This is a genomic window from uncultured Chitinophaga sp. (assembly GCF_902168175.1).
Lineage (GTDB): Bacteria > Bacteroidota > Bacteroidia > Chitinophagales > Chitinophagaceae > Chitinophaga.
Genome location: NZ_CABHOU010000054.1, coordinates 115,762 through 134,854 on the forward strand (window position 1 = coordinate 115,762; position 19,093 = coordinate 134,854).

18 protein-coding genes are annotated in these 19,093 nt (G+C 47.5%); 9 read left to right on the forward strand and 9 right to left on the reverse strand.

Translation table 11 applies throughout. The features are described from left to right. Positions 1 to 67: 67 nt before the first annotated feature. On the reverse strand, positions 68 to 1,777 hold the full coding sequence (locus QZT80_RS11115) for a peptide MFS transporter (RefSeq protein ID WP_295121713.1): 1,710 nt from the start codon (positions 1,775 to 1,777) through the stop codon (positions 68 to 70). A gap of 270 nt (positions 1,778 to 2,047) precedes the next feature. On the opposite strand from QZT80_RS11115, the gene purD reads away from it, so the two are divergent. From purD to QZT80_RS11155, 8 genes are all read left to right on the forward strand, one after another. Next, entirely contained in the window at positions 2,048 to 3,325 is a 1,278-nt protein-coding gene (gene purD / locus QZT80_RS11120; RefSeq protein WP_295121715.1) for a phosphoribosylamine--glycine ligase, read from the forward strand. A 201-nt stretch (positions 3,326 to 3,526) separates the two neighbouring features. After that, positions 3,527 to 4,549: a rod shape-determining protein gene (locus tag QZT80_RS11125; RefSeq protein WP_295121717.1), complete on the forward strand. Its 1,023-nt coding sequence runs from the start codon at positions 3,527 to 3,529 to the stop codon at positions 4,547 to 4,549. Positions 4,550 to 4,607: 58 nt separating this feature from the next. Then, positions 4,608 to 5,495, forward strand: coding sequence for a rod shape-determining protein MreC (gene mreC / locus QZT80_RS11130; RefSeq protein ID WP_295121719.1), 888 nt, complete (start codon positions 4,608 to 4,610; stop codon positions 5,493 to 5,495). 3 nt (positions 5,496 to 5,498) lie between these two features. Next, positions 5,499 to 6,008 carry a rod shape-determining protein MreD gene (locus QZT80_RS11135; RefSeq protein ID WP_295121721.1) on the forward strand — a complete coding sequence of 170 codons (510 nt, stop codon included), beginning with the start codon at positions 5,499 to 5,501 and terminating at the stop codon, positions 6,006 to 6,008. Between the two features lie 81 nt (positions 6,009 to 6,089). Further along, positions 6,090 to 8,066: a penicillin-binding protein 2 gene (mrdA, locus tag QZT80_RS11140; RefSeq protein WP_295121723.1), complete on the forward strand. Its 1,977-nt coding sequence runs from the start codon at positions 6,090 to 6,092 to the stop codon at positions 8,064 to 8,066. 6 nt (positions 8,067 to 8,072) lie between these two features. Beyond that, complete coding sequence (gene rodA / locus QZT80_RS11145) at positions 8,073 to 9,359, forward strand: rod shape-determining protein RodA (RefSeq protein WP_295121725.1); 1,287 nt, start codon at positions 8,073 to 8,075, stop codon at positions 9,357 to 9,359. Between the two features lie 197 nt (positions 9,360 to 9,556). Then, complete coding sequence (locus tag QZT80_RS11150) at positions 9,557 to 10,303, forward strand: MBL fold metallo-hydrolase (protein ID WP_295121727.1); 747 nt, start codon at positions 9,557 to 9,559, stop codon at positions 10,301 to 10,303. Positions 10,304 to 10,369: 66 nt separating this feature from the next. Continuing rightward, positions 10,370 to 10,720: a nuclear transport factor 2 family protein gene (locus tag QZT80_RS11155; protein ID WP_295121729.1), complete on the forward strand. Its 351-nt coding sequence runs from the start codon at positions 10,370 to 10,372 to the stop codon at positions 10,718 to 10,720. A gap of 67 nt (positions 10,721 to 10,787) precedes the next feature. Here QZT80_RS11155 and QZT80_RS11160 read toward each other — a convergent pair whose 3' ends face one another. The 8 genes from QZT80_RS11160 to QZT80_RS11195 form a co-directional block, all read right to left on the reverse strand. Then, on the reverse strand, positions 10,788 to 11,264 hold the full coding sequence (locus QZT80_RS11160) for a hypothetical protein (protein ID WP_295121731.1): 477 nt from the start codon (positions 11,262 to 11,264) through the stop codon (positions 10,788 to 10,790). Between the two features lie 6 nt (positions 11,265 to 11,270). After that, positions 11,271 to 11,879: a hypothetical protein gene (locus tag QZT80_RS11165; protein ID WP_295121733.1), complete on the reverse strand. Its 609-nt coding sequence runs from the start codon at positions 11,877 to 11,879 to the stop codon at positions 11,271 to 11,273. 72 nt (positions 11,880 to 11,951) lie between these two features. Then, positions 11,952 to 12,533 carry a sigma-70 family RNA polymerase sigma factor gene (locus QZT80_RS11170; protein WP_295121735.1) on the reverse strand — a complete coding sequence of 194 codons (582 nt, stop codon included), beginning with the start codon at positions 12,531 to 12,533 and terminating at the stop codon, positions 11,952 to 11,954. 121 nt (positions 12,534 to 12,654) lie between these two features. Further along, positions 12,655 to 13,617 (reverse strand): transketolase family protein, encoded by a 963-nt coding sequence (locus tag QZT80_RS11175; protein WP_295121737.1) that lies wholly within the window; start codon positions 13,615 to 13,617, stop codon positions 12,655 to 12,657. An 85-nt stretch (positions 13,618 to 13,702) separates the two neighbouring features. Then, positions 13,703 to 14,734: a UDP-glucose 4-epimerase GalE gene (galE, locus tag QZT80_RS11180; RefSeq protein ID WP_295121739.1), complete on the reverse strand. Its 1,032-nt coding sequence runs from the start codon at positions 14,732 to 14,734 to the stop codon at positions 13,703 to 13,705. A gap of 32 nt (positions 14,735 to 14,766) precedes the next feature. Next, positions 14,767 to 15,630: a glucose-1-phosphate thymidylyltransferase RfbA gene (rfbA, locus tag QZT80_RS11185; RefSeq protein ID WP_295121741.1), complete on the reverse strand. Its 864-nt coding sequence runs from the start codon at positions 15,628 to 15,630 to the stop codon at positions 14,767 to 14,769. A 490-nt stretch (positions 15,631 to 16,120) separates the two neighbouring features. Next, positions 16,121 to 17,125, reverse strand: coding sequence for an inorganic phosphate transporter (locus tag QZT80_RS11190; protein ID WP_295121743.1), 1,005 nt, complete (start codon positions 17,123 to 17,125; stop codon positions 16,121 to 16,123). 39 nt (positions 17,126 to 17,164) lie between these two features. Further along, positions 17,165 to 17,815, reverse strand: a complete 651-nt coding sequence (locus QZT80_RS11195; RefSeq protein WP_295121744.1) for a DUF47 domain-containing protein — start codon at positions 17,813 to 17,815, stop codon at positions 17,165 to 17,167. Positions 17,816 to 18,129: 314 nt separating this feature from the next. Between QZT80_RS11195 and QZT80_RS11200 the strand changes: the two genes are divergently transcribed. Further along, entirely contained in the window at positions 18,130 to 18,960 is an 831-nt protein-coding gene (locus tag QZT80_RS11200; protein ID WP_295121746.1) for a UDP-2,3-diacylglucosamine diphosphatase, read from the forward strand. Positions 18,961 to 19,093 lie beyond the last annotated feature (133 nt).

Consider the following 19,093-nt stretch of genomic DNA (forward strand, 5'->3'; position numbering starts at 1 on the left):
TTAAAAATAAAACAAAAAAGGAGCTGAGGCAATTCTCAACTCCTTTTTTGGAAAAAGGTGATTATCCTTATTGGGCGTTCATTAGCTTCTGCAACTGTTTGGTAATCATAAACAGGATCAGGGAGGCAACGCCCGCCATGATCACAAACAACATGAAGAACTCATAAAGGTTGGATATCTGGAATCCCATGAACTGGGTAGGGCTCTTATCAGGATAAAGTGCGCTGAGTTCACCTGCCAGCTTGTTGGCACCTGCGTTAGCGAGGAACCAAACTGCCATCAGCAGGGAGGCGAAACGTACAGGAGAAAGTTTGTTCACCAGTGCAAGGCCGATGGGCGACAGGCAAAGTTCGCCCCAGGTGTGCAGGGCGTACATGCTGATCAGGAACAGCATGGTTACTTTCATACCAGGTGCCACGCTTTTAACACCTACACCTATCACTACATAACCCAGTGCCAGCAGCAACAGGCCGATAGCCATTTTGGTTGGGGAGCTAGGTTCGTACTTGCCCAGTTTCAGCCATATCCAGGCAAATAAAGGTGCAAATGCTACTACGAATAAAGAGTTCAGCGACTGGAAGGCGCTTGCTGGTAATTCTTTCACAGTGATCGTCATATCGCCGGCGCTGTAAAGGCTGATGTTCAAGTATACGAGGTAAGCGCCCGCGAGCAGTAACAATACAGCCAGCGTGGTTTTTACGCTCTTCGGATCTTCAATCATCTTCGTGTTGATCTTGCGGATCAGCACATAGATGTAATATATAGCCACGGCGCTAAGTGCAGAAATCACCCAAACAGGAATGTTCCAGTTAAGTACACGATCGGTCTGCTCGTCCGCAAAGAATGTAAGTGAAGCACCAGCCTGCTCGAACGCAGCCCAGAAGAACACTACGAAGAACGAGAGGATGAAGATCACACCGATCTTCTTTTTCTCAATAACGGTAAGACTTTTATCGCTGAAGATCATCACGATGATAATCACTACAGCAGCGATCAGCAGGTAAGTAAGGAAAGGGAATTCTTTAGCATCTACCCATAACATACCAATGGCCAGTGCAGAGAAAAGCAGCAGGGCCGGGATAACTACGATAGGGTTGGTCGCATTTTTAGGCGCTTCTGCAGGCACAATACCCAGTGGTTCGCCGCTGGATTTGCGGATGTAAAAGTCTTTAAGCCACTGGAACACTACTACGCTCAATAACATACCGATACCTGCGCAAAGGAAGGCCCATTTAAAATCAGCAGGGTTGCCGGTATCGCCAAGTCCGCCGCACAATGCAGGGCCTAAAGCGCCACCTACGTTAATACCCATATAGAAGATGGTGTATGCCGCATCTATCCTCCTGTCGTTAGCCGGGTACAGCTGGCCAACCATAGAGGAGATGTTAGGTTTGAAGAACCCGTTGCCGGAAATCATGAAACCAAGGCCAGAGAAGAAGAGCAGGGAGGCGAGTTGCGGATTGCTGGCATAAATGGATGCACATCCGAACAGCAGGAACTCACCCAGTGCCATTAACAGGCCACCGGTAATGATTGATCTCCTGTTACCCCAGTAGCGGTCGGCTACAAAGCCACCTACAAGCGGGGTGAGGTAAACAAGGCTGGTATAGCTGCCATATAAACTGGACGCGAAGGCTTTGTCGAACAACAGGGCTTTAGTCATAAACAGGATCAGGATCGCCCTCATCCCATAGTAGTTAAACCGCTCCCACATTTCTGTTGCAAACAATACGTACAAGCCCTTCGGATGCCCCTTAGGCGTAGCAATTTGATTCATAAATGGTTAGTTTTGTTATAGCTGATTTTAGTTATTAAGCTGCGTTTTCTTGCTCTCGGAGTCATGGATGCGGGGCGTAAGTTAAATAAATTCAGCAATCCAGCTAAAAAAATAAGGCTTTTGTACATTTTTAGTGTTCCTTTGCAAAAAAATCCAATTCCCCATTTTTCATGTCCATATCCCGGCTATCATCCCCTTGCAAAAGGGTTAGTTGATGCATGACCTTGAAAAGCACGCCTATGGCGGGGGGAATACTATTTTAGGAGAATTATGAAGATACTATTACTTGGAAGCGGCGGCCGCGAACATGCGCTGTCATGGAAAATGTCTCAGAGCACTAAGTGTACGGGTCTGTTTATAGCCCCGGGAAATGCAGGCACCGCCCAGTACGGTACCAACGTAAACATTGCGGGTACCGATTTCGAGAAACTCAAGAATTTCTGTATTGACAATAAAATTGAGCTGTTGGTAGTGGGTCCTGAAGATCCACTGGTACACGGCGTTTACGACTTTTTTACGCAAGATCCTGCGCTGCAGCACATACCAGTGATAGGCCCCTCTAAAGTGGGTGCCCAGCTGGAAGGCAGCAAGGCCTTTGCCAAGGAGTTCATGCTCCGCCACAATATTCCCACCGCCGCTTACCGCGAGTTCAGCGAAGCCAATTACGAAGACGGTGTTGCTTACCTTAAGCAACACAGCCTGCCTATCGTACTAAAGGCCGACGGACTGGCAGCAGGTAAAGGTGTGGTAATTGCGGCCACGCACGAAGAAGCCCTGACAGAGTTTGCGCAAATGATTAAAGACGCCAAGTTTGGTGATGCAAGCAAGAAAGTGGTGGTAGAACAGTTCCTTACCGGGATTGAACTGTCTGTTTTCGTGCTTACAGATGGCATCTCTTATAAAATTCTTCCTGCTGCGAAAGACTACAAGCGGATCGGCGAGGGCGATACCGGCCTTAATACCGGCGGTATGGGTGCCATTTCACCGGTGCCGTTTGCAGGCAAAGCCTTTATGGACGAGGTGGAACAAACCATCATCCGTCCAACGGTGGAGGGCCTGGCGAAGGAAAACATCACGTACAAAGGATTCGTTTTCGTAGGACTCATCTCCGTGGAAGGCAAACCTTTTGTGATCGAGTACAACTGCCGTATGGGCGATCCGGAAACCGAAGTGGTAATGCCACGTTTGCAGAACGACCTGCTGGAACTGTTTGCTGCCGTAAGTAACGGTACGCTGGCTGAACAAACGATCTATGAAGATCCGCGTGCGGCAGCTACTGTAATGTTGGTGGCGGGCGGTTATCCCGAGGCCTACGAAAAAGGGAAGGAGATTACAGGTATACCGGAAGCCACGCTGGACCAGATTGTTTTTCATGCCGGAACAAAGGAAGAAGGTGGGATGGTGCTTACAAACGGGGGACGGGTATTAACTGTAACTTCGATGGCGGCCGATTTGAACCTGGCTTTAACGCATTCCAAACAAACTGCCGAAAGTATCAGTTTTGAAGGCAAATATTACCGTAGAGATATAGGCTATGAATTTGTGTAACAATAAGTTACAGCATAAAATATATGTCGCTATTTTTGGGGTAAGCAGCAATTAAAGCAATTTAAATCCGTTAAAACGGAAAAGAATATCTAGCAATGCTTCATACTATAAAAAAAATTATTATACTTTAAGCATTTTGCATCGTATATTCGTTGGAATTAATCATTTTTGCATATCTAATTCTTTTGACCGTATCAAACAATGGGCTTCTTTAATTTTTTAACACAAGAAATCGCGATAGACCTGGGAACCGCGAATACGTTGATCATACACAACGATTCGGTGGTGGTGGACGAACCCTCCATTGTAGCCATAGAGAGAGCCTCCGGCAAGATTGTGGCCGTGGGTAAGAAGGCTATGATGATGCACGAGAAAACGCACGAGTATCTTCGCACTATACGTCCCCTGAAAGATGGGGTTATTGCCGACTTCAATGCTGCCGAGGGCATGTTGAGGGAACTGATCAAAATGGTTTATCCAAAGAAGCCGCTGTTCGCCCCTAGCTGGCGCATGGTGATCTGTATCCCTTCGAGCATTACCGAGGTAGAAAAAAGAGCGGTACGCGACTCTGCCGAACAGGCGGGCGCCAAAGAAGTTTATCTTATTCATGAGCCTATGGCTGCAGCACTCGGTATTGGTATCGATGTGGAAGAACCTGTAGGTAACATGATCATCGACATAGGAGGCGGTACCACCGGTATTTCGGTTATCGCCCTGGCGGGTATCGTTTGCGACCAGAGTATCCGTATTGCGGGTGACGAGTTCACCTCCGATATCATGGAAGCCCTGCGCCGTTACCACAGCCTGCTGATCGGCGAAAGGACTGCCGAACAGATCAAGATCCAGATCGGTTCTGCCCTGAAAGAACTGGACAACCCACCAGATGATATCGCGGTGAACGGTCGTGACCTTGTTACCGGTATTCCTAAACAGATCTTTGTGTCTTACCAGGAAATCGCCGAAGCACTCGATAAATCTATTTTCAAAATAGAAGAAGCTATCCTGAAGGCGCTGGAAACAACCCCTCCGGAGCTGGCCTCGGACATTTACCGCCGTGGTCTTTACCTTACAGGTGGCGGCGCATTGCTGCGCGGACTGGACAAACGCCTTTCTCAAAAAATTAAGCTGCCCGTACATGTAGCTGACGATCCGTTACGTGCGGTGGTGAGAGGAACAGGTATTGCCCTCAAACACATCGGTAAATATCCTTTCTTAATGCAATAATTTCTGGAAGTTCCGGAATCGCAGGTAATGTGGTTCCGGAACCTATACTTTTATCAAGGTGCGTAATCTCATTATTTTCTTCAGGCGGTATTTCAACTTCTTTCTGTTTTTGCTGCTGGAAGTGATATGTATTGCCTTCGTGTTCCGTAACAACAATTACCAGCGCACGGTATACATCAACTCTTCCAACAACATCGGCGGTCAGTTGTACACATGGAATAACGGCATCCAGTACTATTTTCACCTTAGATCTACCAACGACAGCCTGGTAAAAGAAAACGCGCGCCTGCACAATGAGTTATTATCGGCCTTCAATACGGTCGATACTGGCTTCCTCCTCAAAGCAGATACCCTCAGGAAATTTTCCAATGATACCATGCACCGTGTAATTGGTTCCGAAGTACGCCGTTATCGCTGGCTCGAAGCCAAAGTGATCAACAACAGTATTACGCGGGAAATTAACTATCTCACCATTAACCGCGGCAGCAAATACGGCATCAGGCCCAATATGGGCGTGGTTGGACCCAGCGGTGTTGTGGGGGTGGTGCGTAACGTAAGTGAGAACTATGCCACCGTTATATCGCTCCTCTCTAAAACAGCTGCATTTGGCTTTAGCGCCAGGCTGCAGTCTAGCCGCGAAATGGGTACCGTAGTGTGGGATGGAAAAGATGGTGCGCATGCGATCATGAAAGATGTGCCCAAAAGCGCGAAAATTAAGGCCGGCGATACGGTGGTAACCAGCGGTTACTCCCAGTTGTTCCCTGAAAATATCCATATCGGTTATATCGAAAGCTTTTCGCTGTCCGATAAATCCAGCACGGCATATACCATTAAACTGAGGTTGGCTACCAACTTCTCCAATGTGCAATATGTGTATGCGATAGACAACCTGCTGAAAGATGAGCAGGCAAAACTTGAAGATTCTACCTACAAGCAGATAAAATAAGAGATGAGCGTACTGTTTAAAAATATTATCCGCTTTGTGCTGCTGCTGATGTTGCAGGTACTGGTGCTTAACCAGGTACTCATTCATCAGCTGGTAAACCCTTATATCTACATGTTATTTATCCTGCTGCTGCCCTTTAACCTGCCAAGGCCGGCGGTGCAGCTGTTAGGACTGTTACTGGGCCTTACGCTTGATATGTTTATGGATACGATGGGCCTGCATGCAGCAGCCTGTGTGTTTATCGCATATCTCCGCCCGTTTATCCTCAATGTACTATCTCCCCAGGGTGGTTTTGAGGTAACGCAGAAAACACCGTCCATCACAAGTATGGGTACTTCGCAGTTTGCTATTTATGTTTCTATACTGGTGTTGTTGCACAACATCGTTTATTTCTTACTGGAAGTTTTCGGTTTCGCCAACCCTTTTTACCTGTTGTTGAAAATGCTCGCAAGTACAGCCGCCAGTTTGGTGCTTATACTTATTTACGAGTTACTTTTCTTCGCCAGGAAGTAGAATGTTAAATGCAAGTGAAAGCAGCCCGACCGCTGCCCGTTATTTTGTATATTCGTTTCATTAGCCTGCAGTTTACAGTCCATGTCCGTTTATAATCAGCCCAGACAAAGAGTCATCCAGATGATCATCCTTGGGATGGTAGCACTTATCGTGGTGAGGTTATGTTACCTCCAGCTGGTTGATAAGAAGTATTCTAAACTTGCCGACGCCAATGCGGTGTTGCGCAAAGTGGTGTATCCCGACCGTGGCATCATCTACGACCGGAAAGGGCGCAGTGTGTTAGGCAATGATGCCCTGTACGACCTTGTCGTAACACCTGCCAACGTTAAAAGAATTGATACCACTTACCTCTGCCAGTTACTTCAGATCGATAAAGATGAATTTATCCGCCGGATAGGCGATGCTATACGTAAGAATGGCCGTGTAAGGCAAACTGTGTTTTACCCGCTGATGCCGCCCGATATGTACGGCAAACTGCAGGAAAGCATGTACCTGTTTCAGCCGGGCTTCGAGCTGGTATTAAGACCAGTACGTTCTTACCCTTACCATGCCGCCGCCAACATCCTCGGGTACATTGCGGAAGTACCGCCTTATATGCTCGACGATTCGTTGCAACGCTGGGCCGATTACTCCATGGGCGATTTCATTGGCCGTACCGGTCTGGAGAGTTCTTATGAAAAAGTATTAATGGGCCAAAGGGGGATACAATACCTGGTGAAAGATAACCTCAACCGTCCGCAGGGCCCTCTCGAAAACGGAGAGTTCGATACCGCGGCAGTCGCCGGTAAAAACCTGCGCTTATCCCTCGATATAGAACTACAGGCCCTGGGCGAAAAGTTCCTGAAAAACAAGATCGGCAGTATCGTGGCCATCGACCCGCAAACGGGTGGTATACTGGCCATGGTGAGTGGACCTACCTTTGATCCAAACCTGCTTACCGGCTCAATGGGCCGTAAGAACTTCAATAAACTGTTTGTGGATACGGTGTACCCTATGTTGAACAGGGGGATGCAGGCGATTTATCCGCCGGGTTCGTCCATGAAGCCACTTACGGCATTGATGGCGCTGGATGAAGGGGTAATCACCAAAGACTTCGGTTTTCCCTGTCACGGGGGATATGTGAACTGTGGACGCTTAATTAAATGTACGCACCATAATCCCGGACACGCGGCTAACCTGCGCCTGGCGATCGCTAACTCCTGTAACGCCTATTTCGTACACCTTTACCGCCTGGCCGTAGACGCACCTAAGTGGGGTGGCGTTAAAAAAGGACACCAGAAGTGGTGGGGGTATATGCGCGATTTCGGGCTGGGACATCCGCTCGGTGTTGATGTACCTGGTGAGTATCCGGGCCGTGTGGCCGACACTGTACGTATTAACCGCCTGTACAACGGTTACTGGAACTCCTGTAGTGAATTGTATGTGGGTATGGGGCAGGGTAACGTATCAACCACCCCGCTGCAAATGGCCAATGCCATGTGTATTATTGCGAACAAAGGCTCGTACTACATCCCGCACTTCGTAGAAAGTATAGATGGCGATAAGTCGGACATACTCAAAAAATATAAAGAAAAACATAAGGTAGCCAATGTGTCTGACGATGCTTACGAGTCGGTAACACTCGGTATGGCGGACGTAATTACCAGTGGTACAGGTCGTGTTGCCGCTATCGATGGGATAGAGGTATGTGGTAAAACCGGTACTGCCGAAAACCAGGCTAAGATTAACGGTGTACTTACCAAACTGAAAGACCACTCGGTGTTCGTTTGTTTTGCTCCCCGTGTAAACCCGAAAATTGCGGTTTGTGTAATCATCGAGAACGGTGGTTTCGGTGCCACCTACGCCGCGCCAATTGCCAGCCTGATGATGGAGAAATATCTTAATGATACCATCGCTATGACGCCCAAACGCCAGGCGATGATGCAAAAGATGTTTGCCGATAATACCATGTCTCCAGCCCTCCGTGAAAAATCGAAACTGGACTCAATGAATAGCGCCTACGCTGGCTCCGGCCATTTTGGCATCGATAACAGGGGAAGATTTATACTGAATCAATAACGAGAAATGAACCGCTCACAACCTAAATTAACACAGGGTATCGACTGGCCTATTCTGGGCCTCTACTTCGCATTGGTATGCATTGGTCTGATGGCCATCTTTGCTGCCGAACACCGCGATGGCGATAATGTCTGGAATAACATTATTACCCTGAATAAAAACTATGCACGCCAGCTCATGTGGCTTGGAGTTTCCCTTGCTCTCGCTACGATCATATGGCTGATGGACAGTAAGTTTTTTACGGCTACGGCTAACCTGTTGTATGCATTCGGTATCCTTTTACTCTTATTGGTACTTGCTATCGGGCAGGATGTGAAAGGTTCGCACTCCTGGCTGAATGTAGGCTCGTTCAGGTTTCAGCCCGCGGAGCTTACAAAGTTGTTCACCAACCTGGCCCTGGCCAAATACCTCTCATCGCTGGAAACTGATTTTACCAAACTGCGTCCACGGCTTATTGCAGCCGCTATTGCCCTGTTACCCTGCGCCATTACCATATTGCAGGACGAAACCGGGTTGGCGCTCGTATATTTTTCTTTCTTCCTGGTAATGTATCGCGAAGGTTTGCCTTCGGTATTACTCGTTATTGCATTCTCTGCTATCGTGCTGGTATTGTCGGCACTATTGGTTGATAACAAGATATTATTTATCATTTTCACCGTCATCGCCGGCCTGGTCATCTACTTCGCGCGGCGGGAAATAAGACGGAAGAAATCGCGCCTGTTCACGATTGTGGGTATCTGGGCTTTTTGCTCCATATTCGTAGTGTTCGTAGTGCCCTACGCTTTTACCAAAGTGTTGAAGGACTACCAGGTGAAACGTATTAACGTAATGCTGGGAAAGGAAAACGATCCCAAAGCTACCTATAACACCCGCCAGAGTATTATCGCTATTGGTTCCGGTGGTCTGTTCGGTAAAGGATACCTGAAAGGCACACAAACCCGGTTCGACTTCGTACCAGAACAGAGTACGGACTTTATTTTCTGTACCATCGGCGAGGACTTTGGTTTTGTTGGTTCCGTTATTTTTATTGGCCTTTATGTGGCCCTGCTCTTACGGATCATTCTCATCGCAGAGCGACAGCGATCGACATTCAGCCGAGTCTATGCGTACGGGGTGGCCTGTATCATCTTTTTTCACCTGGCCATTAACCTGGCCATGACCATCGGTTTGGCGCCGGTAATCGGTATTCCCCTGCCATTGGTGAGTTACGGTGGGTCTTCGCTTATGACGTTTACGATGCTTCTCTTCATCATGCTGCGGCTCGATGCCGACAGGCAGATGGTGTTACGCTAGTAACGCCCCTCGGTCTATCCGGTTTTTTTGTTCGTATCCGGCTATAATCAACCCGCAAAGGGTTATCTGGCGTGGCCGGATTTAAGTCCGATTTCATAAGCGTGTGTGCAGGCTCCGGTGACTTCCATTGATAACAAAGAACGGTTTACGTTGGGTCGATAAACCACTTCGGTGAAAAGCCGTATTTTTGCAGCAGCATGGCACGAATCATACCACTCTCGGAAGGAAGTTTTACAGTTGACGGAACAAAGGCTTTTGTTCCTTATAACACCAGTAAGGATACGATGCAACAACGGGGCCCCGGCGCGTTGTTGGTGGAAATTCAACCTTTCCTCGTTATTACAGATAAGGACTACCTGCTCTGCGATACCGGCCTCGGTTTCCGCAACAGTAACGGCATCCTGCAACTGCATCAGAACCTGATCGACAATGGAATTAATCCGCTGGAGATCACGAAGGTGCTGATGAGCCACCTGCATAAAGACCATGCCGGCGGGGTTACTGTACAGGACCCGGTTACGGGCGAACGTACACTCAGCTTTCCACACGCCACTTATTATGTGAACACACGCGAAATGGCTTATGCCATTGAGCAGGACGGCAAATCGTACCACGCAGAGGAAGTAGACCAGTTGCAAAAGCGCGATAACGTAGTGTTTATCGATGGCAATGGTACCATAGATGGTTATATACATTATGAATTCACTGGCGGCCACTGCCCCTATCACCAGGCATTTTTGATAGATGATGGCGAGGATAAGGTGTTTTTTGGTGGCGATGTTACCCCGCAGTTATCACAAATGCGCAGCCGTTTTATTGCCAAATACGATTACGATGGAAAGCTGAGCATGGAATTGCGCCAGCAGTTCATTGAACGTGGAAAGGCCGAAGGCTGGCAGTTCCTCTACTACCACGATACTAAGCAACCTTACGGTACATTCTGATTTAACGTCCATCCACTCAAAAGCAGCTTTTTTGAGCCCGGTTAAAGCCATAACTTAGGTATAAAAATGAACGCCAACATTTTTGCCAAGGCCTGGCTCGACGCCTGGAACAGCCACGACCTGGATGCGATTATGCATCATTATGCGGAGAACATTGCTTTTTATTCCCCTTTTATTAAACGTGTAAACAACGACCCATCGGGCTGCATTAAGAATAAAGCCGAACTGAGGGCCTATTTCGAACGTGCGCTAACAGCCTATCCCGACCTGCATTTCGAGTTTTACCAGGTGCTGGAAGGTGTAAACTCTGTGGTTTTATACTACAAGAGCGTCAACAACAACCTGGCAGCCGAAATGATGGTGTTGGGCGATGATGGAAAGGTTACGGAAGTAAGAGCGCATTACTATCAGCAATAAAAAAAAGGCCGCCTTTTCTATGAAAGACGGCCTTTTTCAACTAAAACAAAAAATCGAACGTATCAGTCTAATTTCTTTGCCTCCGCATATTGCGATTCTCTTTTCGCTCCTTTAGCTGCCGGATCATCATTTGCCTGAACTCACGTTCTGACCGGAAGAAGTCCGTTACTTTCGGCGTAGGAATTACTTTTTTGAACTCTTCTTTATATTTGGTGCGAATGTCGAGCATCCTCCTTTCGTACCCCAGTTCTGTATCCATGGCCTCGTCTGCACCTTTGTCCGTACGCGCCTGCTGTTTATTGACCCTCATCTTCTGCTTGCGGTCCTGGATAAGTATTTCTATTTCGTGGGAGTACTTATTATATACCGGCCAGAACTTCTGTGCTTCGTCGGGTGTAAGGTTCAGTTCTTTGGAGATGTAAGCTATTTCCAGTGATTTCACCTTGTCCTGGATGGTTTTGTTATCTGCCCCCTGGGCCGAAGCGCGGGGAAGATAACCAAGGAGCATCACTGCCATTATCCATATCAGGTAAAATTTCTTCATGTAGTATTAATTAACGTCTTTAATCATGTTTTCGTCCACAAATTCTTCCAGCGCATCGGTCGATACTTCGTCCAGTACAGACGGGAGTTCAGATTCATAACTAACGGTGGAAAAAATGGCTTCGGTATCAAAATCGTCGGTATGGTTCTGTAGGTACTCTTCGATTTCCGTGTCGCTGAGGGCAGCCAGTTGTTGGTCGATTTTACCCGGATTATATTCGTTGGTCAGGTATACACCGCCCACACTGATCACCGCGGCTATACAGGCTGCGGCCAGGCCGCGTTTGAGCAGCTTTACCCGTTTAGCCATCGTTACCACCCTGCCACTTTCCTTTTTGTCGGCTGTAATGGCCACCGGTAACTCCAGCGATTCGAAGTAACCTGCAGGTGCCGAATAGGGGGTATGCCTGGGCACAGCAGCCAGGAACGGCGAAATTTCGTCCAGTTCTTCCTGAACACTGCTCACCGGGTGCTGTTCTTCCATTACCCGTTGCATGATCATACCGGGCAGCGCGTCGAAATAGCCATCCGGTATGCTGTAAGCCGGCATATCCGGTACAGGCATTCCGGGTGCTAAACCCTTCAGTTCTTCCGCTATTTCTTTCCCTTTTTTCATGCGTTATTACTGTTTAGACGGATTTTAAGCCCCATCGTTTAACCGGGCCGGCGTTTTTTTTGCTGAAAACGCCTATCCATTCTTCATAAACTCCTCTACTTTTTTAACAGCGTGGTGGTAAGATGCTTTCAAAGCGCCTTCCGAGGTCTCTAATACCTTCGACATTTGTTCATAGGGCATCTCGTCGTAGTAGCGCAGGTTAAACACGATGCGCTGCTTTTCCGGGAGCCCTAAAATCGCTTTTTGCAGTTTCCACTCCAGTTTATTGCCATCGAACTGGCTGTCGGCCTGTAGTTTATTGCTCAGCCCCGTTTCCACGTCTGAAAGAGAGATGGCCGACTTTCGCTTCTGTTGTTCCAGGAAAGACAGGGCTTCATTCGTAGCTATTTTATATAGCCAGGTATAGAGCTGGGCATCTTCCCGGAAGTTATCCAGGCTTTTCCAAACCTTAATGAACATATTCTGCAACACATCATTGGCATCCTCGTGGTCTACGACCAGGCGGCGGACGTGCCAGTACAGCCTTTCCTGGTATTTCCGGATAATGAGGGTAAATCCCTTTTCCTTCGTGCCGGGCTGCCGGTATATTGCCAAAAGCTCTTTGTCTTCCTGCGTTACGGCCATATCGGTTAAATGGTTAGAATCTGTCGGCAAACTGCCGTTTTATGGTCTTGCAATCCCTGCCCCGGTAAACACTCTCACGACCAATTTAAAATAAAAAACCCATCCTTGGATGGGTTTTTTGTGCGAAGGTTTAATGCCTTTAGCTTTAAAGCTATGCTTTTTTACGGGCCATTGCCTTTTCAGCCGCTTCTACGATGTTTGGTGTATCCAAACCGTACTTTTTGAGGAGATCGGTAGGTTTACCGCTTTCGCCGAAAGTATCGTTGGTACCAACATATTCGATAGGGCATGGAATGTAACGTGCAGCTACCTGTGCAATGCTGTCGCCCAGGCCACCCAGTACGTTATGTTCTTCAGCCGTAACCGCGCAACCGGTTTTGGTCAGTGATTTAATCACCGCCTCGGTATCGAGCGGTTTAATGGTGTGTATGTTAATGAGTTCTACGCTGTAACCTTTTTCTTCGAGGATACGGCCAGCTTCTACTGCTTTCCACACCAGGTGGCCGCAGGCGAAGATGGTGATATCGGTACCTTCGTTCAGCACCTGTGCCTTACCGATCTCGAATTTCTGATCTTCGGCGGTAAAGTTGGGCCATTTTGGACGGCCGAAACGCAGGTAAACAGGGCCTTCGTAGTCGGCTACCGCGATAGTGGCCGCCTTGGTCTGGTTAAAGTCGCAGGGCACGATCACGGTCATACCAGGCAACATTTTCATCAGCCCGATATCTTCCAGTATCTGGTGGGTAGCGCCATCTTCACCGAGGGTAAGACCTGCGTGAGAAGCACATATTTTAACGTTTTTACCGGAATAAGCTACAGACTGACGGATCTGGTCGTAAACACGGCCGGTAGAGAAGTTCGCAAAAGTGGTGGTATAAGGAATTTTACCGCCAATGGTTAAACCGGCAGCTACGCCGATCATGTTTGCTTCTGCAATACCGCATTGTACAAAACGGTCGGGGAATTCCTTAATAAAGGCGTTCAGTTTCATAGAACCGAGCAGGTCAGCCGTAAGCGCTACGACATTAGGATTTTTACGTGCCGCTTCGAGGATGCCTTCGCCAAACCCACCGCGGGTTTCTTTTTCATTAAGGACTTGTATGTCTTTTACCATAGTTGCCAGAGTTTGTGCCGCAAAATTAGAAAAATACTGTAAAGCAGGTATATAAACCGGCTTACAGGTGGAATTAATTGATGAATTAGTTATTCAGGACCCGGTCTCTCAACGACACTTCCCACTGCCAGGCAGTGCGCATCATATCTTCGATACCTTGTTTTGGCTCCCAGCCGAGTTTTTCGCGGGCATAGGAGTTATTAGCGTAGATCTCGATCACATCTCCCGGGCGACGGGGCCCCAGTTCGTAGTTGAGTTTTACGCCTGATACTTTTTCGAAGGCCTTAATAGCTTCCAGCACGGTAACGCCGTTACCGGTACCCAGGTTAATGATCTCGCGTTTAGTATCGTTTTTACCGTCCAGCAGGTACTGGATGGCTTTAGTGTGCGCGTTGGCGATATCCATTACGTGAATGTAGTCGCGTACGCATGAACCATCGCGGGTATCGTAGTCGGTACCAAACACCGTTACCTTAGGCAGTTTGCCAATGGCAGTCTGCGTAATTACCGGTACCAGGTTATCTGGACGGCCTAAAGGCAGTTCGCCGATGAGTGAGGTTGGGTGGGCTCCAACCGGGTTGAAGTAACGAAGTATAATGTTGCTGGTGTCGTTTACAGCGCTGTAATCCTCGATAATCTGCTCGCCCATTTGTTTGGTACGTGCGTAAGGGCTTTGTGCCGCGCCAAGCGGGGTGCTTTCTACCACCGGCAGGGCATCGGTATTGCCGTATACAGAACAGGAAGAAGAGAATACGAAGTTAGGTATCTTAAACTCCTTTACACATTTCAGCACATTTACCAGTGAAGTAAGGTTGTTGTGGAAGTACATCAGTGGGTCGCTTACCGATTCAGGAACGGTTTTAAGCGCCGCAAAGTGAATTACACCAACAATATCGCGGTTCTCGTGAAACACAGCATGTGTATCTTCGAGGTTACAAAGGTCCACCTTGTAGTTATGGATCTTTTTGCCGGTAATTTTTTCAATACCTTCTAAAAGTTGCGTAGAGCTGCGCACGTTACTGTCTACAGAAACTACTTCAAAACCATGATTGATGAGGTCTACTATCGTATGCGACCCAATATAGCCACAACCACCTGTAACAAGGACTTTTTGCATATTGCTGAATTATTGTATTGAGATTCTTTGTATTAATGTTTCACCAGGTCCATCAGGTACTGGCCGTAACCGCTTTTAATGAGAGGTTTGGCCAGCTTTTCCAACTGTGCGGCGTCTATAAAGCCTTTCCTGAACGCAATTTCTTCTATACAGGCCACTTTAATGCCCTGGCGCTGTTCAATTACCTGTACAAACTGCGAAGCCTGCATCAGGGAGTCGAAGGTGCCGGTATCGAGCCAGGCGGTACCACGGGGTAATATGCTTACTTCCAGTTTGCCCCGGCGCAGGTATTCCCTGTTTACGTCGGTAATTTCATACTCACCACGTGGGCTGGGTTGCAGATTTTTAGCGATTTCCACCACATCGTTATCGTAGAAGTAGAGGCCGGGTACGGCATAGTTCGACTTAGGCTGCGTAGGTTTTTCTTCTATTGATACGGCTTTCATGCTGGCATCAAACTCCACCACACCATACCTTTCCGGGTCGGATACATGGTAAGCATATACGATACCGCCATTAGGGTGTACGTTATTTTCCAGCTGGGTGCCCAGGCCGGCGCCGTAGAAGATGTTATCGCCCAACACCAGCGCAACATTGTCTTTACCAATAAACTGCTCGCCAATCACAAATGCCTGCGCCAGCCCGTTAGGTTCTGGTTGCTCGGCATAAGTAAGGCTGATGCCAAACTGGGAACCATCGCCGAAAAGGCGCTTAAATGAAGGAAGATCGTGCGGCGTGCTGATGATAAGGATCTCTTTAATACCAGCCAGCATCAGGGTCGACAGCGGGTAATAGATCATAGGCTTATCATATATCGGCATAATTTGTTTGCTGATAGCGTAGGTGATCGGGTGTAAACGAGTACCGGAGCCGCCGGCAAGAATAATTCCTTTCATGGATGGTACAGTGTGTTTAAGTTTTAAAGACCTGTTTGAGGCCGCACAAAAATAGGGGCAATATAGTTATTGCCATAATTTTTGAAGGAAAAAGCAGAAGAAAAGTAGATGCAGGTGCCTGATGTTATGATATTAACCCGATCGTTGGCCCGAAATAAGGTTTCCACGCCAGTAACAATTCCAGGTAATATCCTATCAGTAAAGAAGCTATATCCTCTATAGATCCTTGCTCCCTCCCTGCTCCAATCTAGGTTCATTCTAGGTTCATTCTAGGTTCATCTTAGGTTTATTCTAGGTTAAAATACCTATCATCTACCTAGGATTAACCTAGGATCTACCTTATATCTACCTAAGATACATAAAAGATGGAGCAAGGTTCCGGCATGGACCCGGCACCGGACCGCAGAAGTAGTAGTTTTTTAACAGGGTAAGCACGAAAAAGGCCTGCGGGTAACACCCACAGGCCGAGATATAAGAAAGATACAGTTAACTAGATGAAGAGGCTTACCACGTAGAAAGTGCCAGCCGCCAGCAGGGCGCTGATAGGAATGGTAAGTATCCATGCCCAAAGCAGATTTACGGTAACGCCCCAGCGCACTGCCGACAGGCGTTTGGTTGCGCCCACGCCAATAATGGAACCGGTGATGGTATGGGTGGTACTTACAGGTATACCCAGCGATTCGCTAAGGTACAGGGTAAGGGCACCCGCTGTTTCGGCACTCACACCTTCCAGCGGAGTTACCTTGGTAATGCGCGATCCCATTGTTTTTACGATTTTCCAGCCGCCGCTCAGTGTACCAAGGGCAATGGCAGTAAAGCAGGAGAATGGTACCCAGTCCGGCACCGATTTAAGGTCGGGAATAAGCCCCTGTGCCACCATGGCTGCGGCAATAATACCCATTACCTTCTGCGCATCGTTACCACCGTGGCCAAGGCTAAACGCCGCCGATGAAACCAGCTGCAGGCGTTTAAACCAGTTTTCGGCCCGGTACGGATTGGCTTTCTTACAGATGTTCACAATGATCACTGTAATAATAAAGGCCATCACCATACCAATCAGAGGGGCAAGAACGATGAAGTATACTGTTGGTAATACTTTAGAATAGTTAATTACGTCGAAGGAGCCGTGCGCGTTAGCTATTGCGGCACCAATAAAGCCGCCGATGAGCGTATGCGAAGAGCTGGAAGGGATGCCATACCACCAGGTAAGCAGGTTCCAGGCAATAGCAGCCACCAGGCCGGAGAAAATCACCTTTAAGGTGATAAACTGTTCGAACACCGACTTAGCGATGGTGTTACCCACCTTAAACTCGCCGTAAATGTATTTGGAAATGAAGAACGCGGCGAAGTTGAAAACCGCCGCCCACAATACCGCCTGAAAGGGGGTCAGTACCTTGGTAGATACGATTGTGGCAATCGAGTTGGCAGCATCATGAAAACCGTTAATATAGTCAAAGATGAATGCCAGTATAATAATTATAACCAGAAAAGTCATGATACAGGTGAATTGTGCCGAAGATGTGCAAAAGCGTTATCAGGCGTACTTGATAATAATGGTTTCGATCACATTGGCAGAATCCTCACATTTATCTGTGGCAATCTCCAGCGCCTGGTATATTTCGCGCATTTTGATCAGCTCGGCAGCATTAGTTTCAAACTCGAACAGGTCGCCGATAGCACGGTCATAGATATCATCCGCATGGTTTTCCAGGCTGTTGATCTTAACGCAGGCATCGGTGATAATGCGCATGTTTTTCATGTTACGCAGCTCGGGAATAGCGCGGTGCAGCTCGATAGTACCTTCATGAATGAGGTGGGCGAGTTTACGTACGCTATCGGTAATTTCTTTTACTTTATAAAGATCGATCCTCTTGGCAGAACCGTGGATGTAGTCGGCTACGTCGTCGAGGGTAGAGGCAAGGTAGTGGATGTCTTCGCGGTCGAAAGGCGTAATGAAGTTCTGACCCAGTTCCACGAATATGCGATGCGTATAATCATCGTTTTTATGCTCAAGACGCTCGATCAGGTGCGTTTTGTCTTTACGGAATGACGGATCATTGCTCTCCACAAGGTAAATAAGCTCCTGGGCCATGTCTACCAGGTTTGCCGACACATCTTCAAACAAGGAATAAAACACCCGGTCTTTCGGCATAAAAAGTTTAACGATCGAATTGAAGCCTCCCATAAATGTTGTGTTAGATTATAAATTTGCCGCAAAAATAGCCTTCAAAGGGTATAGGAGCCAAGAAAATGTGAGAATTAATAATTCCTTAATACTGGATTAATATAAAAGTAATATAGCGATTTTTCCTTTGCATAAGTAAATATAGACCGCGAAATTGTTTCAAACTGATCATTGACGCGGGTTTTCTGATCCAAAGCCGTGGTTGGCTAAATGGAAAGCCCGTTTGCTGACTGGTCATTATGAAACAAAAAAAATCTTATTTAGTTAAAACAAACCCGGGTTTTGCGGTTTTTCCCAGGCATTATAAGCAGCGCATGCCCGAAAAACGCCCATTAGACATAGCCGTAATCTCCGACGTCCACCTGGGCATCTACGGCTGCCACGCCAAAGAGCTGGTCAGTTACCTCGACTCCATCGATCCTAAAATCCTCGTACTCAACGGGGATATTATAGATATATGGCAGTTCAGCAAACGGTATTTCCCGAAATCCCACACCAAGGTGATCCGGAAAATACTGAAGATGATCGGTAAGGGTACCGAAGTGTACTACCTCACCGGTAACCACGACGAGTCGCTCCGCAAATATGCCGGCTTCGAGTTAAGCAACTTTACCATCGACAATAAACTCATCCTGGAGGTAGATGGTAAAAGGCACTGGTTCTTCCACGGCGATGTGTACGACATTACCATGAAAAACTCCAAATGGCTGGCCAAACTCGGAGGTAAAGGGTACGATATCCTCATTATCCTGAACCGCCTGGTTAATAACGTATTGGAAAAGATGGGCCGCGAAAAGATGTCGTTCTCTAAAAAAGTAAAGGAAAGTGTGAAAAAGGCCGTGACCTTCATTTCCGATTTCGAGCAAACCGTAGCCGAGATAGCCGCAGAAAAGAACTTCGACGTAGTATGCTGCGGGCATATTCACCAGCCGGTGATCAAGGAGATGGATTTCGAAGGAAGGAAAATCACCTACCTGAACTCCGGCGACTGGGTCGAGAGCCTCACCGCCCTCGAATACAGCCAGGGAAACTGGGACCTTTACACCCATCCCGTCACTAAAACTGTGCAGGTAATATTGGAGGAGGAAGAAGAAAGCGTGATAGAATGGCCCGATGGTAAAGTGATCACCTTTCCATCTATATAATAAAAATAATATACCGCTTAATTAGATATTAGTGATATTTTAATATATTTGTAAAGACCACTTAGTTGTTTACAATTAAGTAACCTGTTATTAATATTTAAGTAACCCTGCGTTACTAAGTTTGCCTATACCT